Origin of the sequence: Rhizobium binae (assembly GCF_017357225.1) — a bacterium.
GTDB lineage: Bacteria > Pseudomonadota > Alphaproteobacteria > Rhizobiales > Rhizobiaceae > Rhizobium > Rhizobium binae.
Window position 1 is genome coordinate 176,398 of record NZ_CP071611.1, and the last position, 25,186, is coordinate 201,583.

Here is a 25,186-nt window from a genome sequence, read left to right on the forward strand (position 1 = left end):
GCGCCGTCTAATCAAGACCCATCGATATCCTCCAGGATCTCGAACAGCCGGCGCTGAACATCCCGCTCCTGTCTGCCAATCGCTGTCATCAGCCTGGCCATCGTTCCCCGCAGCCCATGCAGCTCGTCCACCAGCTCCATGACGATATCCACGCCGGCTTCGTTGACGCCCATGTTTCCCATCAGGTCCAGAATGAGCCTTGCGCGGGCGACGTCAGCGTCGCGAAATTGTCGCTGACCGCTCGATGTCTCCGGGATCAGCCAGCCCTGTTCGATCCAGAAATCGAGTTGGACGACGTCGATTTTCAAGTAAAGACGGAATTCGAGATCATCCATGATCAGGCCTCCATGTTCTTTCTCGGATCGTATGGATGTGCGGCCGCCCATTCCTGCACAAGAGACGTGAGCCGATCGTCAGGGCGATCGGGCAATACGATCTTCAGCGAAACATAGACGTCGCCGTGCCCACCGCCGCGTTTCGGCACGCCCTTGCCCTTGAGACGCAGGACCTTACCGGTGTTGGAATGCGGCGGCAGCGTCAGGCTGACAGCTCCGGAAGGCGTCGGTGCGCGAACCTTGCCCCCGAGCACCGCTTCACTGAGCGAAATCGGCAGCTCCAGGCGAATGTCGTCGCCGTCGCGCGTGAAGAAGCGATGCGGGCGCACATGAATTTCGATCAGCGCATCGCCAGCCGGCCCGCCTCCGATGCCCGGCTCACCCTTGCCGCGCAGCCGCAAGGTCTGGCCGTCGCGGGTTCCCGGTGGAATTTGCACCTCAAGTGCGGGTCCATCGGGAAGCTTGACTTCGGTTCTGGCGCCGTTGACGGCCTGGAGGAAATCGACCTCCATGGAGAACCGCCGGTCCTGACCATGGCTCCGCGACCGACCACCGCCGGTGCGGCGCGAAAAGAAGTTAGCAAAAATATCGTCGGCATCGCCGAAATCGGCGAAGCCGGCACTGTTGTGATAGGGATCGTCGGGGCCGCTTGAGGAGGCATAGTCGCGATAATAGCTGCGCTGGGCCCGCTCGGCGCCCGACATATCGATCTCGCCGCGGTCGAAGCGGCCGCGCTTCTCCTCATCGCTCAAAATCTCGTAAGCGGTCGAAATTTCCTTGAACCTGTCCTCGGCGTGTTTGTCGCCGGGGTTCAGGTCGGGGTGAAGTTTCTTGGCGAGCTTGCGGAACGCGCTCTGAATATCCTTCTGCGTCGCGTCCCGCTTCACGCCCAGAAGCTCATAGGGATCCTGGCTCATGCATATCTCCGGTCGGGCAGTGAATACTGCTGGTTGGGCTGGGATTGATATAGGTTGCCCGGCCGCCGGAGGGGAGGGGGCGGGCAAACGTCAAAAAGCCCGTCGTGCCATGATAGGCGGAGGCTCGCCAGGATCAGAGCGAAGCGACGCCTTCTGTTTGAGCCGCCGAGGCTTCACCGGCATGATCGAGGCGTCGGTCGATGAGAACCGAGCACCCGGCATGACGTACGACCTTCCCGACGATCGAGGAGAAAACATAGTCGGTGATATCGGGCACGTGGGATGACAGCAGGATGAGATCGGCCGCTCTCTCCCTTGCGGCTGACACGAGTAGCGACGCAGCAACGCCGACGCGCACCTCGATCACCGCCGGGACGTCAAGCTCCTTGCACAGTGCCGCAAGTTTCCGTTCAGCGTCGATAATGGCAGCCGTCTCGAATTCTTCGGGGATGTCGGTCAGGTGGCGATGCGGAATATTCTCGATGACGTGCATGACGACGATCGTTCCGCCTTCGTCCCCCAGCGCCGCAGCCCGGCGCAATAGACGGTTAGCTGTCTGTCTCGAGCCCATGCCGATGCAGCAGATTATCGTGCGATACATTGAGATCAATATCCTCGAATGCGAGTCATTGCCGTCATCATAGCGCGATCGACAGCGCCAGCTTTGACTAAAGTCAAGCCGGGCTGCCGCCATGTGGTTGCTATCGCCGTCTAGAGACGGGGCTCCAGTCGCATTGTCGCCCGATTCGACGGCAGCGGCGTAAGGGCCTCCGGCGCAATGGTGATGCCATAGCTCATCGCCGCTGCCGGCGGCCGTTTCAATACGCCGGCAGTTGGCATGCGGCCGGTCCGAAGCCGCGCCTATATCTTTGCGAAGTCCTCGACCTGCGCCCGGATCGCGACCTCGGTCGGCAACCGCTCCATCGAACTTGCGCCATAGAAACCGTTGCAACCCTTGCAGCGGGCGAGCACGTAGGCCGCATCCGCGGGCATGGCAATCGGGCCTCCGTGGCAGAGGACGATGACGTCGTCGCGCACCGAGCGCGCTGCATCAGCCCATTCATTGACCTTCTCCACGCATCCGTCCAGCGTCAGCGCCGTTTCGGCGCCGATCGCGCCGCCAGTGGTCAGGCCGAGATGGCAGACCACGATATCGGCACCGGCTTTGGTCATGGCAATCGCGTCACCACTGCTGAAGACGTACGGGGTGGTCAGCATGTCCTTGGCGTGGGCGCGGGCGATGATGTCGATCTCGAGATCGAAGCCCATGCCGGTTTCTTCGAGATTGGCGCGGAAGGTGCCGTCTATCAGCCCGACGGTGGGGAAATTCTGGATGCCGGCAAAGCCCATCGCCTTCAACTCATCGAGGAAGTGGTCGGGCAGTATGAAGGGATCGGTGCCGTTGACGCCGGCAAGCACCGGCGTGTGGCGCACGACGGGCAGAACCTCGCGGCCCATCTCCCTGACGATCTCATTGGCATTGCCATAGGCGAGCAGACCGGCCAGCGAGCCCCGCCCGGCCATCCGGTAACGGCCGGAATTGTAGATCACGATCAGGTCGATGCCGCCGGCCTCCTCGCTCTTGGCGGAAAGGCCAGTGCCGGCGCCGCCGCCGATGATTGGCCGGCCCTCGGCGATCTTGCGACGAAGCTTGTTCAGGATGTCGTTTCTGTCGATGCGGGTCAAAGCTCTCTCCTCAGGCATGGATCTCATGGAAATTGGCGACGAGTGCTGCGGCGAATTCCGGGCTGTTGATATGGGCGTCGATCTCGACGAGACGCCTGTTTTCCGCATCGCGCCAGCCGGCGCGGATGGCCGAAAACAGCGCCGCGTCGGCGTCCGGATCGTGGAAGGGCTGGCCGGCGGCATCGATCGCAGAAACGCCTTGCAGCGGCAGCAGGAAGCGGACCGGCCCCTGCATTCGGTTGAGCCGGTCGACGATGAAGGCGCCGATCCTGCTGTTCTCTTCCGGCGTGGTTCGCATCAGTGTCACCTGCGCGTTATGGACATGCAGCTTGCGATCGCGGAAAGGCGCCGGCACGGTTTCGCGCGCGCCGAAATTCACCATATCGACAGCGCCGACCGAGCCGACATAGGGCAGGCGGGTGCGGATGATCGCGCCGAAGCGATCCGTGGTCGCCGGAAAGACGCCGCCGACGAGGAGATCCGGAACCTCCGTCGTCGTCACATCGATCACGCCCTGCAGCAGACCGGAATCGGCAAGTTTCTCCATCGACTGGCCACCGACGCCGGTCGCGTGGAAGACGTAGATTTCGTGCGTTTCGCCGAGCATCTCACGGATCTGCGTGACGCAGGGGGTGGTAACGCCGAACATGGTCATGCCGATGCCCGGCCGATCATTGCTCGAGGTGGGGATGGGATTGCGGGCCATGCCGGCCGCCGCGTTCGCCGCATTGCCGATCACCCGGCGCGAAATCGCGTTCAGCCCGGCGACATCGACGACCGAATACATCATGGTGAGATCGTTCGGCCCGACATAGGGCGCGACATTGCCGGAGGCAACCGTCGAGACCATCAGTTTCGGCAGGCCGACGGGAAGTGCGCGCATCGCCTCCGTGACGAGCGCGGTATTGCCGGTACCGCCGAGACCGAGAATGGCGCCGATGTCGCCGCGCGATGTCAGGAATGCCGTCAGCGCCTTGGCCATGGCCGAAACGGCCGCTCCCCGATCGGTCTGCCCCAGCACGGCCGCCGCGCCCCCGGGATGGAATTCGGCCACTTCCCGCGCCCGGATATCGGCGCCGGCGCTATCCCCGAGCGTTCCGACATCGACCAGAATGGTATCGGCGCCGGCTAAAACAACCACCTCCTTGGCGTAATTCAGTTCCGCACTCTTGGTGTCGCAGGTGCCGACGATATAGACCTTTCCCATTGTGTTTCCTCCTCTTTTCCAACTTTCCCTGTGAGCTTTCGACAAAATTCCTGTTTTTGTATTTTTCATATTGTATATTCTTTCGCATATTGCATACTTAAATTAGCAACGCCAGACGGAATTGAAAACCATGAACGCACCGCGCCACCTCACCCTTCGCGAGCGGATCTACGAGGAAATCGTTCGCCTGATCGTCTCGGGCGAGCTGCCGAGCGGCGTCTCGATCGACGAAAAAGAACTGACGGAGCGCCTGCAGGTCAGCCGCACGCCATTCCGCGAGGCGATCGGCACGCTCGCCAAGGAAGGGCTGATCGAGATCAAGCCCTATCGCGGCTTCTTCGTGCGCAGCTTCACGCCGAAAGAGATCGACGACCTCTATAATTTGCGCAAGACGCTCGAATGCTTCGCCGTCGAACTCGCCGTTCCTGAGATGAGCGATCGGCATATCGCAAACTTTGAGCGTATCCTGGATGAGGCAGTGGCCGCATTGCGCCGTGGCGACATGGAAACCTACGGCATTCGCGACAAGGAATTTCACGAGACCATCGCCGAGCTTTCGGGGAGCGCGCCGCTGATCGAAACGCTGGCGCGGCTCGCACTGCAGATTCAGATCTGTCGCTCGATCGCCAATGAGAGCCGTGATCTGGCCGAAAGGGCGGCTGAGGAGCGCGATCAGATCCTGCAGGCTTTCAGCGCGCGGGACATTCCCCGCGCCAAGGCGCTGATGCACGCGCATATCAGCGATGTCCAGCAGGCCGTCATGGCGCGCTTTCAGAAGGGTTAGCCGAAAGACATGAAGGAGAGGGAGGTCTCCTTCAGCAACCTAAAAACATGGGCCATGGAGCGGCCCGGAGGAGGGAACAATGCTGAAATTTCTTGCCCGCAGCACCGCACTGGCGGCGATGATCGCCGCAAGCTCGCTGGCCGCACATGCCGAAACCCTGAAAATGTGGGGGCCGGAGCAGATCACCGAGCCGCTGGTCGCGCAGCTCTGGAACGGCATCAAGGCCGATTTCGAAAAGGCCAATCCCGGTGTGACCGTCGAATTCATGCCGCCGACCGGCACTATCAGCAACGGCGCCGTGCAGGCCGCCATCCAGTCGGATGCTGGACCCGATGTGATACTCACCAACTCGGGCATCGGCCGCATCAGCGTCGTCAAAAATGCCAAGCAGGCGATCCCGCTCACCGAGCAATATGAAAAACGCGGCTGGAAGGACAAGATCTATCCCTGGCTCTACACCGAACTGAAGGGCCAGTTCGGCGGCGAGATCTATGAGGTTCCCGATGGGCTAGATGCGCTGGGCATCTGGTACCACAAGGACATTTTCGCGCAGGCCGGCTGGAAGATCCCAGCCACCTGGAGCGAATTTGAAGCGCTGATGAAGTCAATCGAGGAGACTGGCCTGCAGCCGATCGCCATCGGCCCGCGCACATCAGGCAGCGCCGGTCATCTCTTCGGCAACCTGCTGCAGTCGGCGAGCGGCAAGGAGGTGATCGGCAAGGCGCTACGTGGCGAGATTGCCTGGGACGACCCGTCCGTCGCTGCCGGCGCCATCCGGCTGCAGAAGCTGGTCGAGGCAGGCGACATCAAGAAGGAAATGGCGGGTCTCGACCTCGACGGCGCCTCGCGCCTCTGGTTCAATAAGCGCGCCGCCATGTTCGTTGCCGGCCCCTGGTTCACCGCCAATGCCCGCAAGGCCGGCTATGACCTGTCGAATGCCGGTTATGCGCCGATGCCGTCCGACATCAAGGGCGCGGCGATGCCGACCGGCGGCGTCGGCTGGAGCTGGCTGATCCCTGTCAACTCGAGGCAGCCGGAACTTGCGATGAAATGGATCGACTTCATGCTGTCGGACGCCGTGATGAAGAAGCGTGCCCAGGATCCGGCAAGCACGATGATCTATCCGCGCGAAATCCCCGGCCTCAAACCGCCGACCCCGGTGCTGAAGGAGATCTTCGCCGCAGCCGCAGGCGGCGTCGGCTACAATCCGAGCGTCTATCTGCCCGGGCCGGTGCTCGACACCTATTTCCAGGTCATCCAGGGCCTGATCTCCGGCCAGATCGGTGGTGAGGACGGCATGAAGCAGATCCAGGCGAAGATGGAAGAGGCGAAATAGTGGCCATGCCCAAAACGTCAGGCAGCAAGGCCGTGGTTTCTCTCAGCACTGCCCCTGCCGGCGCAGGACATACGGGCGGCACATTCGCCCGTATGCCCAAACGCCGGGCGGCCGGGTCCGGCTCAGCCGATCGGGATGCCGGCACCGCATTCTGGCTGATGGCGCCGGCGCTCGGCCTTTACGCCCTCTTCACCCTGCTGCCGATCGCCGCGACTTTCTGGCTGAGTTTCAACAGCTCGGCCGGTTTCAACACATCCGCGAACTTCGTCGGCTTCGGCAATTATGCCAAGGCGGCGCATGACCCGATCGTCTGGAAGAGCCTCGTCCACACCTTCGTCTGGCTCGCCTACCATGTGGTGATGGCAGGCGGGCTCGGCCTGCTGCTGGCGCTCGCCGTCAGCAGGCTGCGTTTTACCCAGGTCTTCTTCCGCACCGCCTTCTTCCTGCCGCATCTGGTGTCGCTGGCCGTGGTCGGCGTCATCTGGGCCAATATCTACGATCCCTTCTTCGGCCTCCTGAACACGGCCCTGACGCGGATCGGGCTTGGTTCCTTCACGCAAGGCTGGCTTTCCGATCCCGCTCTGGTGCTCTTTTCCGTCAGTGTCGCAAGCTCCTGGCAGGGTTTCGGCCTCTACATGCTGCTCTTCATCGCCGGGCTGCAGAATATCGACCGCTCGCTCTACGATGCGGCTGAGGTGGACGGCGCCAACAGCTTCGAGAAGCTGATCCATGTAACCCTGCCGGGGCTTCGCGAGGTCACGACCTTCGTCGTCTCGCTGGCGATGATCAATGGTCTGAAGGGCTTCGCCACGGTCTTCGTCATGACCAATGGCGGGCCATTCTACCAGAGCGAACTGATCACCACCTATATCTACCGCCTTGCCTTCCAGTCCCAGGATCACGGGCTTGCGGCGGTGCTCTGCATCCTGCTCAGCCTGCTGGCAATCGTCATCACCATTGTCTTCAACCGCTGGCGCGCGAGGCTTTCCCAATGAGTATGCGCAATCGCGAATGGCCGGCGGCGCTGGCGCTGACCCCTGTCTTGATCCTGATCCTCGCCCCCTTCGTCTGGCTGCTGATCTCCAGTTTCAAGACCGAAGCCGAGATCGGCCAAGCCGATCCCTTCACCTGGCCCGCCGACCTGATGTGGCGGAACTATCTCGACGCCTGGCAGATCGGCGGCTTCGGCGATCTCGTCGGCAACAGCCTCATCAATCTCGTCGGCGTCGTCATCCTGTCGCTGCTCACCTGCGCACCGGCCGGCTATGCGCTGGCCAAGATCCGCTTTCCCGGCCGCGAATGGCTGTTCTACGCCTTCATCCTCGGCCTTACCGTACCGGTCCAGGCGATCGTCATTCCGCTCTATCAGGTGCTCTTCGGGCTCGACCTCGTCAACACGCTGACCGGCATCGTGCTGGTGCAGGTGAGCAATGGCATTCCCTTCGGCATCTTTCTCATGCGGAGCTTCTTCATCGGCGTTCCGGACGAACTGATCGAAGCGGCGACGATCGACGGCGCCTCGCATGTCCAGATCCTCACCAAGGTTTTCCTGCCAATCTCGACGCCGGCGGTGCAGGCGCTCGTCATCATCAGCGCGCTCTCCACCTGGAACGATTTCTTCCTGCCGCTGATCGTGCTGATCAGTCCGGAAGTGCAGACGCTGCCGCTCGGGCTCGTCCGTTTCGCCAGCACCTATGCGTCGGATTACCGCCTGGTCTTCTCCGGGACGGTCATTTCATTCCTGCCGATCATTCTTCTCTACATCCTGATGCAGCGCCGTTTCACCGAGGGGCTGACCCAGGGGGCAATCAAGGGCTGACCATGTCGCATCACGTCCAGCGGGAAATCCGCTACAATTTCGAATTCGACCACCGCATCAAAGCCTGCTTTATCGGCGCCGGCGGCCATGCCTACCGCAATATCTACCCGGCGCTGCGTTATGCGCCGATCGAACTCGCCGGCATCTGCGATCTCGATCTTCGCCGTGCCGAAAAATTCGCCAAGCTCTTCGGGGCAGGGAAAGCTTATACCGGTCATCGCGAGATGCTGGAGCGCGAAAAGCCGGAGCTGGTCTTTCTCGTCACCGCCTACCATCCCGACGGCCGGGTGCAGGCAACGGATCTGGCGCTCGACGCGCTCGCCGCGGGCGCGCATGTCTGGATGGAAAAACCGACCGCCGCGACCATGGAAGACATCGAAAGGTTGCAGGCGGCAAGTGCCGCGGCCGGCCGCATGGTGATGACCGGTCTCAAGAAGACCTTCTTCCCGACGATCGAGAAGCTCAGGGATTTGATCGGTTCGCCGGGTTTCGGCCGGCTGACATCGATCAATGTCCGCTATCCCCAGAGCCTGCCGAAACCGCAAGACCGTGCGGATCTCGTCAAGATGCAGAGCTTCCTCGATCACATCTATCATCCCGGCGCGATCCTCAATTTCCTCGGCGGCGAGATCGAACGCGCCAGTTATGAATGGGAAGCGTTGACCGGCGCCACCGTCACCAGCCTGCGCTTCCGCTCCGGCGCGATCGGCACACTGCATCTTGCCGCCGGCCAATCCGGCGGCAGCATCTTCGAGCGGGTCGAGATCATCGGCGAAGGCGCCAATGCGATCGTCGAAAACGGCAGCCGCCTGACCTATTTCCGCAGGGCGGACCTGCCGTCCTATGGCCGCGCCGCAAGCTTCGTCCAGCCGGACGAGAATGCCGCACTCATCTACGAGCCGGAGCACTCGCTCGGCCAACTCTACAACAACAATCTCTTCTATCTCGGCTATGTGCCCGAGATCCTACATCTGACGGATGCGATCCTCGCCGGCACATCAATCACCCGGGGCACGCTCGAAATCGCCCGCGAGATCATGAAGCTCTTCGACTTCTTTAGACGCGCGGACGCCGGCGTCACTACCAATTTCTGAACAGGGGAAGATGGCCTTGACCGAGAAAGATGTGATTTTCAAAAAGGCCGGCGGCGAATTCATGCCGACCACCTGGGGCGAACTCAACTGGAAGATCACCGGCGACGGCACGCCGGGCGCCGAGATGACATTCGGCACCTGCCGCATCAATCCCGGCGAGCGCAACCAGCTGCATTCCCATCCCGATTGCGAGGAGATCCTCTATGTCGTTTCCGGCCATTGCGAGCACAAGCTCGGCGATGCCCTCTACCGGCTCGAAGCCGGCGACGCCATCCGGATTCCCCGCAATGTCCGCCATTGGGCCCGCGCCCTCGGCTCCGAACCGCTCTTTGCGCTGATCATGTTCTCCTCCGGCACCAGGACGGCAATCAATCATGAAGGCGAGGGGGCGGCCTGAGCTAACCGGGGAAAAAATATGGCGTCGATTGCGCATCACCACCTCTGACCATCGGCATGCCGGCAATGAACTCAAGGGCCATCTGCATTCGGCCGCAACGGGCACGCGTCTTGGCGAAGCGGAGCTCTGAGACGGCCTTTTCTCCTGCATTTGCTAATATTCTGACGATTGTGTGAAGCCGCCCCGACACCTCTGACAAACCGCATTGTCTCTGCTATGTCAGGAAAAATGCGGTGGCCAGCCGATTGCCGCCGCGCTCTGTCCGATCAATGCCTGGAGTTTGAACGATGAGCGGTTCTTCCGAATACGTACCCCCGAAGGTCTGGACCTGGAACAAGGCGAATGGTGGCCAGTTCGCCAACATCAATCGCCCGATCGCAGGGCCGACGCATGAGAAGGAGCTTCCGATCGGCCGTCATCCGCTGCAGCTCTATTCACTGGGCACGCCGAACGGCCAGAAGGTCACGATCATGCTCGAGGAACTGCTGGCCCTTGGCCATAGCGGCGCCGAATATGATGCCTGGCTGATCCGGATCGGTGATGGAGACCAGTTCGGAAGCGGCTTCGTCAAGGTCAACCCCAACTCGAAGATCCCGGCACTGATGGACCGCAGCGGCGAAAAGCCGATCCGCGTCTTCGAGTCCGGTGCCATCCTCACCTATCTCGCCGAAAAGTTCGGCGCTTTCCTGCCGACCGAACCGAGCGAACGCGCCGAATGCCTGTCGTGGCTGTTCTGGCAAATGGGCAGCGCACCCTATCTCGGCGGCGGCTTCGGCCATTTCTACGCCTATGCGCCGACGAAGATCGAATACGCGATCGACCGCTTCGCCATGGAGGTGAAGCGCCAGCTCGATGTGCTCGATCGCCGCCTTGCAGAAAGCGAATATCTGGCTGGCAGCCAATATACGATCGCCGATATTGCCGTCTGGCCGTGGTATGGCGGCCTGGTGAAGGGCTGGACCTACGGCGCGGCCGAATTCCTGCAGGTCGAGGACTATAAGAACGTCCAGCGCTGGGCCGATCTCATCCACAGCCGGCCGGCCGTACAGCGCGGCCGGATGGTCAACCGCCTCTCCGGCGACCCTTCGAGCCAATTGCACGAGCGTCACGACGCCAGCGACTTCGAGACGAAGACGCAGGACAAGCTCGCGGCCGCCGAGTAAGCAAGCGGCCCCCGCGACGGTGTCGCAGCAATAAGTGACGCTCCGCCGTCTTTACGGCGACGGAGCATCTGCATGCTGCCCGACTCATTTCTTGACCGTATCCTCCAGGGAAGCGGCCGAGCGGGTTCTGGTAGAAATTGTCGATATTCTTGCGCGAGACGTTGATATAGGGGCTGCAATAGAGGTCGATCCAGTTGACGTCGACAACACCGTCTACCGCAACATGAACGGCCCGACCGAGTTTCACGTCATCGGCTCGATGAAGGACCGGACGATCGAAGACCGGCTCGACCGCATCGAGGCGCCGACGCTGCTGATCTCGGGGAAATATGACGAGGCGACGCCCCTGGTGGTAAGGCCTTATCTCGAACGCGTCCCCGGCTGCGAATGGGTGCTCTTCGAAAATTCCAGCCACATGCCGCATGTCGAGGAAAAGCAGCTTTGCCTGGCGACCGTTTCCGGCTTTCTGTCGCGCTACGACTGAAGCATATGCCAGTTCGTCACGATTGGCGGACAAGCCATTTCTTGGCGACACGGCAGGCCATCGTATAGGCCGGATCGAAAACGTTGCCGACATCGTAACGCACCACCTGGCCCAGCAGATGGCTGGCCGCCGTCCGGTCGAGGCCGTAATCCGAAGCGAGCCAAGTCAACATTTCGCTGGTGGCATGCTGAAGCGCCTGATCGAGGGGGCGGGCATTGCCGACGGTGAAGATGTCTTCAGCGGTTTCTCCGCGTGGCCAGACCAGCCCGGCCTTCTTTTCCACCGTCAGCCGCACCGTGACTTCGAACGTGGTCTCGACGCCGGTGCCGACGATCTCGCCGTCGCCCTGCACGGCATGGCAATCGCCGAGATAGAACAGGGCGCCCGGCGCTGATACTGGGAAACGAACCGAGGTGCCCGGGCCGAACAGGCGATAATCCATGTTGCCGCCATATTCGCCGCTGGTGGCCGTCGATATCGCCTGGCCGAGGCCGGGAGCGACGCCGAAACAGCCGATCATCGGGGCGAGCGGGAGAACGAAATTTTCGAGGCCGGCGACCGGCTCCGACAGCCGGACGGTCGATGCCTCGCGGTCGATCGCCCAAATGGCGATATCGCGCGGCGGCAGGTCGCGAACCGTTTCGGGATCGATGACATTGGCCGCGACGATGCTCCGGGTAAAGCCGGCGTCCCTGGTCGGAACCATGCTGATGATCTCTACCTTCAGCGCATCTCCGGGCTCGGCACCTTCGACGAAGATCGGGCCGTTCATCGGGTTCGGACCGGAGGTCTGCTTGATGCCGCCCTTGTCATAGCCGATGGCGTCGAGCGTTTCGGTGACGACGGTATCGCCGTCAGCGACATGCAGCGCCGGCGGCAGCGAGCCGATAACATTGTGAAATCGCGTCGGGATGAAGCGGTGAGTGGTCATGAGAATACAGCTCTCGCTCGTTTCGAATACCATAGTCCGGGCTGACTTGCCCGGCGGAGATTCCAAACTAGATCAGAGATTATATGGGAAGCCAACACGCCCGAGAGCAGGCTATCCGATCTTGCGTTGCATCCTCGAAATACTATATGTAGGTAAGTACCTACATGGAGGCGTAATGAACGTGACAAGTCTTTCCAGCCGCGAACTCAATCACGACGTGAGCAGGGCAAAGAAGGCGGCGCAAAATGGTCCGGTCATCATTACGGATCGTGGGAAGCCATCCCACGTGTTGATGACCTATGACGAGTTCGAGCGTCTCACCGGCAAGCGCCGCAGCCTCATCGATGCTCTCTCCATGCCTGGTTTGTCAGATATCGACTTCGACCCGCCGCGTGTTGAGATCGCTCCGCGCGGGGTCGATCTATCTTGAAATATTTGCTGGATACCAACGTTGTTTCCGAATTGCGCAAGGTCGGAGACGGCAAAGCCGATGCCAATGTGGTCGCCTGGGCCGGGGCGCAAGATATTGCTGGCTTATGCATCTCCGCCATCACGATCCTGGAGCTGGAGCGTGGAATCCTTGGCGTGCAGCGCCGCGATGCGACGCAGGGTGCTCGCCTGCGTGCATGGCTGGAAAATCAGGTGCGGCCGGCATTCGCCGGCCGAATCCTGTCGATCGATGACGCGATCGCAACACGCTGCGCGCATCTGCATATTCCGGATCGGCGCAATGAAGCCGATGCCCTGATTGCCGCAACCGCCCTGGTTCTCGGCCTGACCGTGGTTACGCGCAATGTCCGGGATTTCGAAGGGGCGGGCGTTGTCGTGCTGGATCCGTGGCAAGAATGATGTCTTTGCGCCCGATCATGGCAGCTGGTGTATGGTGACATCAGGAACGACGTGTCGCGCGATCTCGCACAGATGCCAGTGGTGCGTGAGGTAGATGACCTGTCCGACCTTTGCCATTGCGCCGAGCAGGCGGAAAACCTCTTCGGAGCGGGGATTGTCGAAGCTCTCCATGATATCGTCCGCGACGAAGGGCACGGGCGGGCGAAGAGCTGCGAATTCCTCATAGCCTGCAAGGCGAAGCGCAAGATAGAGCTGGAACTGCGTGCCGGTCGACATCGCGTCCGCCAGCTTCGAGCCACCGTCGCGTGACACGCCGATCAGTATTTCCTTGTCGCGGTCGGGCTGGGTCGTCAACCCGGAATAGTTGCCGCCGGTGATCAGGCGAAAGGCTTCAGATGCCCGGTTCATCATCGAGCTGCGATGTTTTTCGCGATAGATGTGCAGTGCCTGTTCGGCCGCGAGCGTGCCGGCGCGAAGCGTCAGATGCCGCACGGCCAGTTCCTCGATCTCAAGGAAGATGGTTCGGCGTTTGGCCTCGATTCGGGCCACCGCGTCGTCCCCGCCGACGGCCTCAAGCTTCTGCCGCGCCAGCGACACGTCGGAATAGAGAAGCTTCGCCCGTTCGGTGAGATCCTCGATCCGCGCACCAAGCTCGATCGCGTCGCGCTCGGCCGCGGCGGTGTCGATATCGGCAAGGCGACATTCGGCCTCGGAAAAACTTGCCGCGTGCAATGCCTCGGTGATCTGCGCGCGCAAGGCAGCGGCGCGTGCTTCCAGCCGGTCCCGCTCCCGGGCCTGGTTCAGGAATACTTCGACCGAGGCAAGCGAATCCGTGCCGAAATAACCGGTTAGTTCGTTCTTGCGGGCGTTGTGAACGGCCAGTTCCTCCTCCAGCGCCCGGCGTTTCTCCAACTGTTTTTCGAGATCCGCCTGCCGGTCCGCCCGAAGTTGCGCGGCATGCCGCGCCGCCTCATGGCGTTCCACCAGCGCATTGGCCGAAGCGAGCGTATCGGATGCCAACCGGCTGAGGCCGCAGTCTGCGAGAACAGCGGCTATATCCTCGCGGAATTGCCCCTGGTCGCGCTCCATCGCGGCAACGCGGCTTGCGAGGTCATCCCGTTCCTTCAGGATGGCGGGCAGTGTGCCGAGCGCGTTCAGCATAGCGCGGACGGCCGAAATCGAGCCGGCCTTGTCGGCAAACCAGGTTCGCGACAGCGCCCCCGCCCATTCCCGGTCCCAGGCCATGATCGCAGCTTCCGCCTCCTGCTGGTCGCGCTCGCGTTCCCTGACATCGCGATCGAGATCGCCGATTGCCTTCTCATGCGCCTGCCGCGCCGCCCGTTCGGCCTTGCCGGCGGCAAGCATATCGTTTGCGGCCTGCGTCAGCGCGGCGACCGGCAGATCGTCAGCGCCACCATGGCCGGCATCCGCCAGACTCGCTGCAAGCACTGCGGCATGGCTGTCCAGTTCCCTGAGAAGCACGTCCACCGCCTCTTCGGCCCGCTGCAGATCGTCCCAAGCAGCCAGCGCCGCGGCTCGCTTGGCGCTCCACGCCTCAAGAGCTGCAATGCGCGCCGCAGCTTCGGGCTCATAGTCAATTGCCTCGGGCAGCAGACCGCGGATGCGCTCTGCAAGCCCGTCATGTTCAGCCCGCGCCTCGGCAAGCAATTCCCTTTGCCGTTCAATCGCTGCCGCCGTTGCCGCTTCCATCTGGCGGAGCTGGCGCAGCTCGGCCAGCTCCTGCGCGCGCGACAGCCGGCCAGCGGACATCACATCGTCCTGGCGCATCCGCTCCTCGAACGTCCGGGCGGTGGCGGCATTCAGGCTGGCAAGATGCGCCTGCCAGGCGGCATCGCGTTCGTCGCGCAGCCTCGCGGCCTCGGCATCGTCGATCGAACCGCCGGCAACGAAGGCCGCGATCCGGGCTTTGGTCAGCGCCTGATCGGTGACGAGATCGCACAGCCGTGTCTCGTGATCGGCAATGCGCTTGTCGATAGAAATCGCCTGGCCACGCCAGGCCTCGGTCTGCCGAGGCTCCGCCGCGCTCGCCCGCTGCAGGGCGACGGCATCACCTGTCCAGGGCGCAAGCTGCGCGAACTGCTTCTCCTGTATTCGCTTCGCCTGTGCGAGAGTGCGTTCTTCCATGCTGAGCCGCACGGCGAGATCAGATCCCGCCAGCCGGCTCAGGGCCGCCTCGATGCGGCCAAGACGCGCGGGATCGAGCATCCCGGCTCCATTTTGCGAGCCGCCTTCCTTGCCCAGCCTTTCGAGATTCTCGCGCGCCCGCACCAGTTCGCGACTCGCCGCAGTCAGGTTGGCCTCGACGCCAGAACGTCGCTCGATGAGATCGCGGATGATGCCGATCAGCGAGGCGGGCAGCAGCAGCGTCTCGGGCGCCGCGTGGCCCGGCTGTTCGAGATCGGCCAGCAGCCGTCCCAGCACGCCTTCCTGTTCGGCCAGCGCCTGCCGGCGCTTCGGCAGATCGTCCTCGGCCGCGAGATAGCGCGCGCGGCCCTGATCCAGCAGGTCCAGATGCGCGGCGACCGCCAGCGCCTTGTCGTCGATCGTGATCGCTTCGATCTCGTCGGCAAGCTGGCGCAGCGTGCGGTCGGCGGTTTCGACAAGGGCCTGCAGCCGCGTCTCGTCGTGGAAAAGCTGCGGCAGCAGTGTGAACCATTCGGACGGCGGCCGCGGCAGATCGCCCATGCCGGCTGCATCGATGTCCAGCCGCCGGAGTTCCAGCGCCGCGGGCAGGGCGCCGAGAAGACGCGTCAGCTCCTGGTGCCGCGCCTTGGCCCCGGCCAGTTCCCGCGTCGTCGCGGTATAGGCGGCGTCGGCCTGCTCGTGGGTTGATTTCAGGCCCGAATAGGTGGAGGCAAGCGTGTCGATGGCATTGCGCTCGGCCTTCAGCGCTTCGAGCGAGCGTTTGAGCTCCGCAAGTTTCGTGCTCGACGACCGCTTCCTGTAGATTCCATTGGCTTCGTCGACGGCCGTCACCAGCGAACGGCTGAGGCCCGCAAGGCCCGAGCTTGCCGAGAACAGCAACTCGCCGAGCTCGCCCTTGCTTTGGATGATGGCGTTGCCGCCTTCCTTGAGCGACTGGTCGTCGAGCGAGAACATCGTGCGATAGGCTTCGCGGCCGACGCCGCCGAGCGCGCCGGCGAGCAGCGCCTCGTTCACAGCCTGTCCCCGATCATCGATGAGGCTGCCGGCCCGCAATTTGAGCCGCGCCAGCTCATGGTCCGCGCCACCGAATTCCAGCCGCGCACCGACCTTCATGGTGTTGTAGGGATGCAGGAAATTGTAGGTGCTGCGCTCGCCAATGCCGTAGAGCAGATCGAGATAGGCGGCGAAGGTGGTCGACTTGCCCGCTTCATTGAGGCCATAGACGATATGCAGATCCGGCGAACCCGGTCGGACCGCGCCGAAATCGATCGAGTGGTCGGTGAACTTGCCATAACGGATGAGGTCGAGACGGCGCAGGCGCATCAGCTGTCTCCCCGCTCCGCGGCCTTCATCCGGGCAGCGATGTCCTCGGCGCCATCGGCGAGAAGGCTGTCGATGAAGCGTTCGAAACCCGCCTCGTCATGCCCGGCAAATGCCCGGCTTTCGGGCGGCAGGTCTGCAAGCAGGTCGCGGACCATCTCCCTGACATCGTCGCGAAATCCGCGGCGGGCGATGACCTCGTTCCGCATCAGCGCACCGAGCTCGACGACGGGATCGGCAACTGCCGCCTCGGCGAGGGACACCGGCGCTTCGAAGGCGAGTTCCAGCTTCTCGATCCAGGTCCGGCCGATCCGGTCACCGCGCTGCTCGGCTTCCGCCTGCATGAGGTCGACATCGCGGCGAAGCTGCCAGGAGAGCGGCGTACGACCGGAAAGCCTGAGGCGCGCGACGAGATGCGGCGAGGCCGTATGGTCGCGCTGCGCCGTCAATGCCGCTTCGATCGCCATGGCCGCATCACGCCAATCGTCGACATCCGTCAAGTCGACATCGACGCGCTCGAACTGCGCAATGCTGGTGCGCCGCTCCTCGACCGTCACCGTCCGGTCGTCCGCCACGGTCACCAGCGACACCGTCTTGACGCCCGACTCGTTGATGTCGCGGCCCTGCGGCATGCCGGGCATGATGACCGTCGCCGTGCCGGGATACTGGCTGCGCTGATGAAGATGCCCAAGCGCCCAGTAGTCGAATCCCGAGGCGTGAAGGTCAAGCACATTGCAGGGCGCATAGACGTCATGGCCGGCGGATCCGGCAAGGCTCGTATGCATGATGCCGATATTGACCGCGCCCGCCACCGGCGGCTTGAACTTCGGCAGAAGCGGGTCCGGCGCCTGCGGTTTGGCGAAGCTCAGACCGTGGATCGCAATCGACAGGCTGCCTTTCGTCGCCTCCACGGCCTCGGCATGACCGCCGAAGATCTTCACCGTGTCAGGCATCACCAGCTCCCTGGCGATCTTCGACAGCGCATCGTGATTGCCGCGGATCTTGAAGACGCCAATCCCCGCCCGGTGCAGCCGTTCCAGCTGGCTTGCCAGGAAGCGCGCCGTCTTCATCGACGTTTGCTCACCGTCATAAAGATCGCCGGCGATGACCAGCGCATCGACCTGTTCCTCGAGGCAAAGGTCGACGATCGCGATCAGTGCCTGCCGGCTGGCGTCACTCACGAGATCGGCCAGCTCGGCGTTGCGAAGCGCCAGCGACCGCAGCGGAGAGTCGAGATGGAGATCGGCAGTGTGGACGAAACGATAAGCCATGAATGCAGAAATCGCGTTGCGATAAGATGATGAGCCGGTGCCGTCGGAGATGAACGCGCCCTCACTGTCACTGGCCGTGAGGAAGAGAATATGGGGCACGCGTTCAGGGGGCGCGAGCGAAATGGGCCGGCAAGCCGGCCCATCCACAATCAATGTTGCTCCACCGGGGCCGGCGCCGCAGCCGGTGCACCCTGCGGCCCCAGCCGATCGGCCACCAGCATCGACAACATCATTTCCACAAGACCATTGGTGGCGCCCTTTTCGCCGCCGCCGACCTGGATCTGCGGCACGAGCGGCAGCCTGCCGTTTTCGATCGCTTCGGCGAAGCGCATGAGGACCTGGGAGTTGAGCTGATAGTCCGGCCCGCCGAAGGCCGCGACCTTCTTCTCCGTCGCCTCGGCTTCCGCCAAACCGATGGCGCGCACCTTCTGGGCATCTGCCAGACCGGTCGCCTTGATGCGTTCGGCATCGGCAAGCGCGACGGCCTTGATCCGGTCGGCCTCGCCGAGGCCGGCAAGGCGCACTTTCTCGGCCTCCGCCTTGGCGGTCACCTGAATGGTTTCCGCCTGCTGGCGGGTGCGGGCGAGCTGCGCCTTGCCCTCGTTCTCGCTGATCTCGATGGTAAGCGCCGATGTCGTGATCTTGGCCTGCTGCTCTGCGAGCGCCTCCTTCTCGCGCAATGTGCGCTCCTGGATCGCCGCCGCCTCCTGCAATTTATAGGTCTCGACCTTTTCAACGGCGATCTGACGCTCGCGCAGCTGGATGAGGATCTGCTCTATGCTGTTTTGACCATTGTTAGCCCGTGGCGTGCCGATCAGCACCTCCTGCAGTTCGAGGCTATAGGAGCCGAACTTCTCGCGCATTTCATCGCCGGATTTGCGCTGGATTTCGCTGCGTTCCTGTAGCAGTTCGATCAAGGTCTTGGTCTGGGCGATATTCTTGAAATAGGCCGAGACCATCGGGTCGAGCGTCTGTTCGACCAGCCGTTTAATATCCCCGAAACGCTGCACGACGAGGGGCGCCTTCATATAATCGATATGGACGACCACCGAGAGCGGCAGCACCGGCTCGAACGCATCCTTGGTGATCAGCGACACTTCGGAAAGATTCTCGTCGAGCCTGTGCTCGCCGAACTGTTCCTTGGTCCATTTGAGCACGAAGTTGGTCGTCGGCACGACGATGATATTGCCGGCATAGGTGTTGAACGCATATTTGCCCGGCAGCAGCGGCGTCGACCAGACGCCGCGTGCGCCCGCCTCGACCAGTTCGCCGTGGCGATAGGACTGGCCTGAAATATCCGCGCTCCGCCGGCCGGTATAGGAGACGACGACACCCACCGTGCCGACGTCGATGATCGTCTTCTCGACGAGTTCGACGGTCGCAAAGATACGGTTGAGGAAATAGCTGCCGTCGGCAAGCACCTGCAGTTGCCGGCCGCGATAACCGCCGGCATTGAGAAACTTCTCCGGATCCTGGAAATTATTGTGGAAGTTTGGGTCTTTCGGATTGTTGGCAACGGTCGGCGCGATGATCTCGCCATCCGGCAGCGCCGGACCGTCATGGATGGTGACGATGCCGATCAGGTCCTCGGCGTCATGAATGACGACAGGCTCGAAGCCGTTGCGCTGCGTGATCAAATTGGACATGTCGGCAAACAGCCTTTGTTCCGACGCGTTCAGGTTGACGGCATAGGTCGATTGCGCGGTCAGCACGATGAACTGCGCGAGATTGATGGCATAGGTGCCTTCGCGCAGGATCTTGCGCTGCGGACCCTTCTGGCCGCCCTTTGTCAGAAAGCCGCGCACATCCTGAAAATCATCGGCGTCGACGTTCGAGGCAAGCGTCTGAGTCGGCGGCAACGGCTCGCCATCGCGGGCGAAGACATAGCCGATCTGGCCCTGCGGAATGGTCACGAGATTGGCGCGATGCATCGCATACTGGAACGGCATGAAGAAATGCAGGCCGCCGCGCACGACTTCCGGCTGGAAGCCGGCCTCGCCGTAGAGCGCAATGAAGCCATTGTCGACGGAGCCGCGAAAACTCCACAGCTTTTCGAGAATGCCGAGCCTGTCGTTGGGGATATAGCGGATCACGCCGCTCAACCGGAACAGGGTTGCCAGCACGATGAGCGTAACGGCGATTCCGATCGCCTTCCATCCCATCGGGCTTAGATATAGGGTTTCCATCTTTTCTCTCGCATGGGCGCACGGGTTCGTCCACCCGATAGCCGCCCGGTTGGTGTTGGTTGATAAGACGGGGAGATTGCACGCCCATGCGCTCGACGCACGACAGCGTTGCCCGTCCTCCAGACGGGCAGAGGCGGCTGTCGCACGTGCATTGCTGCATGATTTTCCTCAATCGAAGGCGATTAAGGAACCATGCGACAAGGACGTCGAACGCCTGGGCTGCTCATTGTCTGGAAAGATGACCGCGCGTCCCGAGTCCCCACCGAAGGACGGCGTGTCGTGAGTGGTCTCACATTGGAGTTGCCTTGATAGACATGACGCCGGAGAAATTAGCGACAAGCCCGATCGGTTTAAAGACGTTTAAAGCGAAAATCGGATAAGTACTTCCAGTGATTTTACTATTTCGACTATTCAATCTTGCTGAAATAACCTCGCGCATTTGCTGTTTTTGTAGCTCGCGTCGAACCATCGATCCGCGCCTATCTGGGCCGCAGGTTTCTCAAACCGGTTGACAACACCCCTCTGGCGACATCCGCAGCTCCCTTGGAACGCAAAAGGGCTTCTTGACACAAGGGCCGCTGCGGTCTTTGATGGCGACCATTCACCAGGGGTGTCCCGGCAAGGGGCTGAGATTCTGCTAGACGATAGGGCTTTGCCGATTGTGGCGCAGTGACCCGTTGAACCTGATCCAGTTCATACTGGCGTAGGGACGGTGCGGACGCTGCGGCTGTTGAGCGGATTTTCGCTTTGTCGCGCAAGGCGTCTTTCCATCATTCCAACACTGGAACTGGGTCTCCAAACGTCAAACCTTGGAGCCTCATCCATGAATATTGTTGCACCCCAGCTTACTCCCGTCGTCACCACCGGCTCGCTTCCGGCCTCGACCAAAATCGTCAAACCCGGAACGCTCTATCCGGATCTGCGCGTGCCGATGCGCGAAATCAGCCTTCACCCGACCTCCGGTGAGCCGCCGGTTACGGTCTATGATTCTTCCGGCCCCTATACCGATCCGGCCCATGTGGTTTCCATCGACGCCGGTCTGCCGCGTTTGCGCGAGGCCTGGGTCAGGGGGCGTGGCGACGTCGAAGCTTATGAAGGCCGGGTGGTGAAGCCTGAAGACAATGGATTTGCCACGGGCGAGCGGCTGACGCCGGAATTTCCCATTCGCAACACACCGCTAAAGGCAAAGGCCGGACGCGCCGTCACCCAGCTCGCCTATGCGCGTGCCGACATCATCACCCCGGAAATGGAGTTTGTCGCAATCCGCGAAAATCTCGGCCGGCAGGCCGCGAAGGAGGCGCTCGCCCGCGACGGCGAGAGCTTCGGCGCGCATGTTCCCGATTTCGTGACGCCCGAATTCGTGCGGCGGGAAGTCGCCGAGGGCAGGGCGATCATCCCGGCCAATATCAACCACCCGGAATCCGAACCGATGATCATTGGCCGGAATTTCCTGGTGAAGATCAACGCCAATATCGGCAATTCGGCCGTCACCTCGTCGATGGCGGAAGAGGTGGAGAAGATGGTCTGGGCGATCCGCTGGGGCGCCGACACGGTCATGGACCTCTCCACCGGTCGCAACATTCACAACATCCGGGAATGGATCATTCGCAATTCGCCGGTTCCGATCGGCACGGTGCCACTCTACCAGGCGCTGGAGAAGGTCAACGGCATTGCCGAAGACCTGACCTGGGAAGTCTATCGCGATACGCTGATCGAACAGGCCGAGCAGGGCGTCGATTATTTCACCATCCATGCGGGCGTGCGGCTGGCCCATATCCCGCTCACCGTCAATCGCGTCACCGGCATCGTCTCACGCGGCGGCTCGATCATGGCCAAGTGGTGTCTGCATCACCACAAGGAGAGTTTCCTCTACGAACATTTCGAGGAAATCTGCGACATCTGCCGCGCCTATGACGTCTCCTTCTCGCTCGGCGACGGTTTGCGTCCGGGCTCGATCGCCGATGCCAATGACGCGGCGCAATTTGCCGAACTCGAAACCCTCGGCGAACTGACAAGCATTGCCTGGGCGAAGGACTGCCAGGTGATGATCGAAGGCCCCGGCCATGTGCCGATGCACAAGATCAAAGAGAATATGGACAAGCAGCTCAAGGTCTGCGGCGAAGCCCCCTTCTATACGCTCGGACCGCTGACGACCGATATCGCGCCGGGCTATGATCACATCACCTCCGGTATCGGGGCAGCGATGATCGGCTGGTTCGGCACGGCCATGCTCTGCTACGTCACGCCGAAAGAGCATCTGGGGCTCCCCGACCGCAACGACGTCAAGACCGGCGTCATCACTTACAAGATCGCCGCGCATGCCGCCGACCTTGCCAAGGGGCATCCGGCCGCCCGCATCCGCGACGACGCGCTGTCGCGGGCGCGCTTCGAATTCCGCTGGGAGGACCAGTTCAACCTCTCCCTCGACCCGGATACTGCGCGCTCGTTCCACGACGAAACCCTGCCGAAGGAGGCGCACAAGGTGGCGCATTTCTGTTCGATGTGCGGCCCGAAATTCTGCTCCATGCGAATTTCCCACGACATTCGCGCCGAAGCCCAGAAAGAGGGATTGGAAGCCATGGCGGCCAAGTACCGCGACGGCGGCGATCTCTACATGCCGGTCGCAGAGGTCGCGAAAGCTCCCATCGGAGAATAACCATGCGCGTTCTCGTCAAAGGGGCGGGCGTTGCCGGCCTCACGGTTGCGTGGCAGCTTTATCGGCACGGTTTCCGGGTCAGCGTCGCTGATCAGGCCGACGAGGTCGGCGCCGGCGCTTCGGGCTTTGCCGGCGGCATGCTGGCCCCGTGGTGCGAACGGGAGAGCGCGGAGGAGCCGGTGCTGGCGCTCGGCCGCCTGGCCGCCGATTGGTGGGAGGCGGCGTTGCCCGGTCATGTCAAACGCCGGGGAACACTTGTCGTGGCGGGCGGCCGCGATGCCGGCGAACTCGACCGCTTTTCCCGTCGGACAAGCGGATGGGAATGGCTGGACGAGCCGGCGATCGCGGCGCTGGAACCCGACCTTGCCGGCCGCTTCCGCCGGGCGTTGTTCTTCCGGCAGGAAGCGCATCTCGATCCGCGACAGGCGCTCTCGGGGCTGGCCGCAGGGCTTGAAGAAGCCCGCATGCATCTCCTCTTTGGTTCGGGCAAAGCAGACATTGATTGTGACCAGGTGATCGACTGCACCGGTGCTGCCCGGATCGGCCGGCTTCCCGGATTGCGCGGTGTTCGAGGCGAGATGCTCTGCATCGAAACAGGCGACGTCAGTCTCTCCCGCCCCGTCCGCCTGCTGCATCCGCGCCACCCGATCTACATCGTGCCGCGCGACGAAAACCGCTTCATGGTCGGTGCGACGATGATCGAGAGCGACGATGCCGGCGCTATCACCGCGCGTTCGCTGATGGAATTGCTGAACGCCGCCTACGCCTTGCATCCCGCCTTCGGCGAGGCGCGGGTCACGGAAACCGGCGCAGGCGTGCGGCCGGCTTATCCCGACAATCTGCCGCGCGTGACGCAGGAGGGACGCACCCTCCATGTCAACGGCCTCTACCGGCACGGCTTTCTGCTGGCGCCGGCCATGGCCGGCGAGGTGGCGCGGCGTCTTCTCACAGAACAAGGACAACCGGAAAGGAGGGCGTCATGACCTTCATCATCAATGGCGAGGAACAGGAGGTCGCGGCCGTGACGCTCGAAGATCTGCTTCTCGCTCTCGACTACGAAGGCGGGTGGCTCGCAACCGCTGTGAACGGCGAGCTGGTGCACCGCGAGGACCGCGCCGATTTCAGGCTCGGCGAACGCGACCGCATCGAAATTCTCTCACCCATGCAAGGAGGCTGAGATGCTGAAACTTTATGATGTTGAAGTCCGCTCCCGACTGCTGCTCGGGACCGCCCGCTATCCGTCTCCAGCTGTCCTTGCAGAAGCGGTCAAGCGCTCGAAGACCGAGATCGTCACCGTTTCGCTTCGCCGCGAAGCCGTCGGCGGCAAAGCGGGCGGCGCCTTCTTCGAGTTGATCCGCGAGCTCGGCGTACGCGTGCTGCCAAATACGGCCGGCTGCCACAGCGTGCAGGAGGCCGTGCTGACAGCGAAGATGGCGCGCGACGTTTTCCGCACCGACTGGATCAAGCTCGAAGTGATCGGTCATCACGATACGCTGCAGCCCGATGTCTTCGGCCTTGTCGAAGCGGCACGCATCCTAGCCGGCGAGGGTTTTCAGGTCTTCCCCTATACGACCGACGACCTGGTCGTCGCCGAAAAGCTGCTGGATGCCGGCTGCCGCGTCCTGATGCCCTGGTGCGCGCCGATCGGCTCTGCCATGGGGCCGGTAAACGCGATGGCGCTGCGGGCGTTTCGAGCACATTTTGCTGACGTGCCGCTCATCGTCGATGCCGGCATCGGCCGCCCGTCTCACGCCGCCGCGGTGATGGAGTACGGGTATGATGCCGTTCTCCTCAATACCGCCGTTGCCGGCGCGGGCGAACCCGCCGCTATGGCCGAGGCCTTCGCGCTTGCCATCGATGCCGGCCGGCTCGCGCATGACGCCGTACCGCTGGAGCCGCGCGACATGGCCGTTCCTTCCACTCCAGTCATCGGAAAGGCGGTCTTTTCATGAAGCTCGACCCCTTCTATCTCATCGTCGACGGTGCCGAATGGATCGAGCGTCTCGTGCCGCTCGGCGTCAAACTCGTCCAGCTGCGCATCAAGGACCGGTCGGAGCCGGTGCTTCGCGAGGAGATCCGGCGTTCGAAGGCTGCCTGTGCGGCAGCGGCCTGCCAATTGATCATCAACGATTACTGGAAACTGGCGATCGATGAGGGATGTGATTTCATCCATCTCGGGCAGGAAGACCTGATGACGGCCGATCTAAATGCCATTCGCCGCGCCGGCTTGAAGCTCGGCCTTTCCACGCACGATCCATCAGAACTGGAAACCGCGCTGGCCGCTGCGCCGGACTATGTTGCCCTTGGGCCGGTCTGGCCCACGGTGCTCAAAGAAATGAAATGGGCGCCGCAAGGCGTCGAACGCCTCGCGGACTGGCGGCGGCGTGTCGGACCAATGCCGCTCGTTGCCATTGGCGGGATCACCGCCGAACGCGCGCCGCTGGTATTGGAAAACGGCGCCGATAGCGCTGCCGTGGTCACCGATATCACCCGCAATCCGGATCCCGAGGCCCGCACGCGACAGTGGCTGGCCGCGACCGCGCCTTGGCGATCTGTCGGTGAGACGCCGCGCCTGGCCTGACTGA

Annotated in this window: 23 protein-coding genes, 1 pseudogene and 1 riboswitch; of the genes and pseudogenes, 15 read left to right on the forward strand and 9 right to left on the reverse strand. The window is 62.5% G+C overall.

Annotation, left to right across the window (positions count from 1 at the left end; translation table 11 throughout):
• Positions 1-11 precede the first annotated feature (11 nt).
• The 5 genes from J2J99_RS33660 to J2J99_RS33680 all read right to left on the reverse strand — a co-directional run bounded on the left by J2J99_RS33660 (position 12) and on the right by J2J99_RS33680 (position 4,145).
• Complete coding sequence (locus J2J99_RS33660; RefSeq protein ID WP_168296295.1) at positions 12-335, reverse strand: chaperone modulator CbpM; 324 nt, start codon at positions 333-335, stop codon at positions 12-14.
• Between the two features lie 2 nt (positions 336-337).
• Positions 338-1,252, reverse strand: a complete 915-nt coding sequence (locus J2J99_RS33665) for a DnaJ C-terminal domain-containing protein (RefSeq protein WP_097599637.1) — start codon at positions 1,250-1,252, stop codon at positions 338-340.
• 133 nt (positions 1,253-1,385) lie between these two features.
• Positions 1,386-1,853 (reverse strand): universal stress protein, encoded by a 468-nt coding sequence (locus J2J99_RS33670; protein ID WP_168296296.1) that lies wholly within the window; start codon positions 1,851-1,853, stop codon positions 1,386-1,388.
• Positions 1,854-2,113: 260 nt separating this feature from the next.
• On the reverse strand, positions 2,114-2,956 hold the full coding sequence (locus tag J2J99_RS33675) for a phosphoenolpyruvate hydrolase family protein (protein ID WP_168296297.1): 843 nt from the start codon (positions 2,954-2,956) through the stop codon (positions 2,114-2,116).
• Positions 2,949-4,145: a Tm-1-like ATP-binding domain-containing protein gene (locus J2J99_RS33680; protein WP_168296298.1), complete on the reverse strand. Its 1,197-nt coding sequence runs from the start codon at positions 4,143-4,145 to the stop codon at positions 2,949-2,951. Before J2J99_RS33680 ends, J2J99_RS33675 begins: the two co-directional genes overlap by 8 nt.
• A 130-nt stretch (positions 4,146-4,275) precedes the next feature.
• On the opposite strand from J2J99_RS33680, the gene J2J99_RS33685 reads away from it, so the two are divergent.
• The 8 genes and pseudogenes from J2J99_RS33685 to J2J99_RS33720 form a co-directional block, all read left to right on the forward strand.
• Positions 4,276-4,929, forward strand: coding sequence for a GntR family transcriptional regulator (locus J2J99_RS33685; protein ID WP_168296299.1), 654 nt, complete (start codon positions 4,276-4,278; stop codon positions 4,927-4,929).
• A gap of 79 nt (positions 4,930-5,008) precedes the next feature.
• A complete protein-coding gene (locus J2J99_RS33690; protein ID WP_168296300.1) occupies positions 5,009-6,265 on the forward strand; it encodes an ABC transporter substrate-binding protein in 1,257 nt (418 codons plus the stop codon).
• Between the two features lie 5 nt (positions 6,266-6,270).
• Positions 6,271-7,260 carry a carbohydrate ABC transporter permease gene (locus tag J2J99_RS33695; RefSeq protein WP_246735348.1) on the forward strand — a complete coding sequence of 330 codons (990 nt, stop codon included), beginning with the start codon at positions 6,271-6,273 and terminating at the stop codon, positions 7,258-7,260.
• Positions 7,257-8,084: a carbohydrate ABC transporter permease gene (locus J2J99_RS33700; RefSeq protein ID WP_168296302.1), complete on the forward strand. Its 828-nt coding sequence runs from the start codon at positions 7,257-7,259 to the stop codon at positions 8,082-8,084. The genes J2J99_RS33695 and J2J99_RS33700 overlap by 4 nt, the downstream gene beginning before the upstream one ends.
• A 2-nt stretch (positions 8,085-8,086) precedes the next feature.
• Positions 8,087-9,178 carry a Gfo/Idh/MocA family protein gene (locus J2J99_RS33705; RefSeq protein ID WP_168296303.1) on the forward strand — a complete coding sequence of 364 codons (1,092 nt, stop codon included), beginning with the start codon at positions 8,087-8,089 and terminating at the stop codon, positions 9,176-9,178.
• A 16-nt stretch (positions 9,179-9,194) separates the two neighbouring features.
• Positions 9,195-9,575 (forward strand): cupin domain-containing protein, encoded by a 381-nt coding sequence (locus J2J99_RS33710; RefSeq protein ID WP_168296304.1) that lies wholly within the window; start codon positions 9,195-9,197, stop codon positions 9,573-9,575.
• A 287-nt stretch (positions 9,576-9,862) separates the two neighbouring features.
• Positions 9,863-10,738 (forward strand): glutathione-dependent disulfide-bond oxidoreductase, encoded by an 876-nt coding sequence (yghU, locus tag J2J99_RS33715; RefSeq protein WP_168296305.1) that lies wholly within the window; start codon positions 9,863-9,865, stop codon positions 10,736-10,738.
• Between the two features lie 193 nt (positions 10,739-10,931).
• Positions 10,932-11,222, forward strand: a pseudogene (locus J2J99_RS33720) (proline iminopeptidase-family hydrolase); the annotation flags it as partial.
• 16 nt (positions 11,223-11,238) lie between these two features.
• On the opposite strand, the gene J2J99_RS33725 reads toward J2J99_RS33720, so the two are convergent.
• Positions 11,239-12,153 (reverse strand): acetamidase/formamidase family protein, encoded by a 915-nt coding sequence (locus J2J99_RS33725; protein ID WP_168296306.1) that lies wholly within the window; start codon positions 12,151-12,153, stop codon positions 11,239-11,241.
• A 175-nt stretch (positions 12,154-12,328) separates the two neighbouring features.
• On the opposite strand from J2J99_RS33725, the gene J2J99_RS33730 reads away from it, so the two are divergent.
• The gene (locus J2J99_RS33730) at positions 12,329-12,583 is read left to right on the forward strand and encodes a type II toxin-antitoxin system Phd/YefM family antitoxin (protein WP_064842023.1); all 255 of its coding nucleotides are present in this window, start codon (positions 12,329-12,331) and stop codon (positions 12,581-12,583) included.
• Complete coding sequence (locus tag J2J99_RS33735) at positions 12,580-13,002, forward strand: type II toxin-antitoxin system VapC family toxin (protein ID WP_168296307.1); 423 nt, start codon at positions 12,580-12,582, stop codon at positions 13,000-13,002. The genes J2J99_RS33730 and J2J99_RS33735 overlap by 4 nt, the downstream gene beginning before the upstream one ends.
• 15 nt (positions 13,003-13,017) lie before the next feature.
• On the opposite strand, the gene J2J99_RS33740 is transcribed toward J2J99_RS33735, so the two are convergent.
• The 3 genes from J2J99_RS33740 to J2J99_RS33750 form a co-directional block, all read right to left on the reverse strand.
• Entirely contained in the window at positions 13,018-16,491 is a 3,474-nt protein-coding gene (locus J2J99_RS33740) for an AAA family ATPase (protein WP_168296308.1), read from the reverse strand.
• Positions 16,491-17,759: a metallophosphoesterase family protein gene (locus J2J99_RS33745; RefSeq protein ID WP_168296309.1), complete on the reverse strand. Its 1,269-nt coding sequence runs from the start codon at positions 17,757-17,759 to the stop codon at positions 16,491-16,493. The genes J2J99_RS33740 and J2J99_RS33745 overlap by 1 nt, the downstream gene beginning before the upstream one ends.
• Before the next feature lie 149 nt (positions 17,760-17,908).
• The gene (locus J2J99_RS33750) at positions 17,909-19,945 is read right to left on the reverse strand and encodes an SPFH domain-containing protein (protein ID WP_168296310.1); all 2,037 of its coding nucleotides are present in this window, start codon (positions 19,943-19,945) and stop codon (positions 17,909-17,911) included.
• A gap of 596 nt (positions 19,946-20,541) precedes the next feature.
• Positions 20,542-20,673: riboswitch (TPP riboswitch) on the forward strand.
• 95 nt (positions 20,674-20,768) lie between these two features.
• On the opposite strand from J2J99_RS33750, the gene thiC reads away from it, so the two are divergent.
• Genes thiC through J2J99_RS33775 form a run of 5 tightly spaced genes read left to right on the forward strand, consistent with a single transcriptional unit; the run spans position 20,769 to position 25,182 of the window.
• Complete coding sequence (gene thiC, locus J2J99_RS33755; RefSeq protein WP_168296311.1) at positions 20,769-22,601, forward strand: phosphomethylpyrimidine synthase ThiC; 1,833 nt, start codon at positions 20,769-20,771, stop codon at positions 22,599-22,601.
• A 2-nt stretch (positions 22,602-22,603) separates the two neighbouring features.
• On the forward strand, positions 22,604-23,584 hold the full coding sequence (gene thiO / locus J2J99_RS33760) for a glycine oxidase ThiO (protein ID WP_205918768.1): 981 nt from the start codon (positions 22,604-22,606) through the stop codon (positions 23,582-23,584).
• Complete coding sequence (gene thiS, locus J2J99_RS33765) at positions 23,581-23,778, forward strand: sulfur carrier protein ThiS (RefSeq protein WP_168296312.1); 198 nt, start codon at positions 23,581-23,583, stop codon at positions 23,776-23,778. Before thiO ends, thiS begins: the two co-directional genes overlap by 4 nt.
• A 1-nt stretch (position 23,779) precedes the next feature.
• Entirely contained in the window at positions 23,780-24,553 is a 774-nt protein-coding gene (locus J2J99_RS33770; RefSeq protein ID WP_168296313.1) for a thiazole synthase, read from the forward strand.
• Positions 24,550-25,182, forward strand: a complete 633-nt coding sequence (locus J2J99_RS33775; RefSeq protein ID WP_168296314.1) for a thiamine phosphate synthase — start codon at positions 24,550-24,552, stop codon at positions 25,180-25,182. The genes J2J99_RS33770 and J2J99_RS33775 overlap by 4 nt, the downstream gene beginning before the upstream one ends.
• Positions 25,183-25,186: the final 4 nt, after the last annotated feature.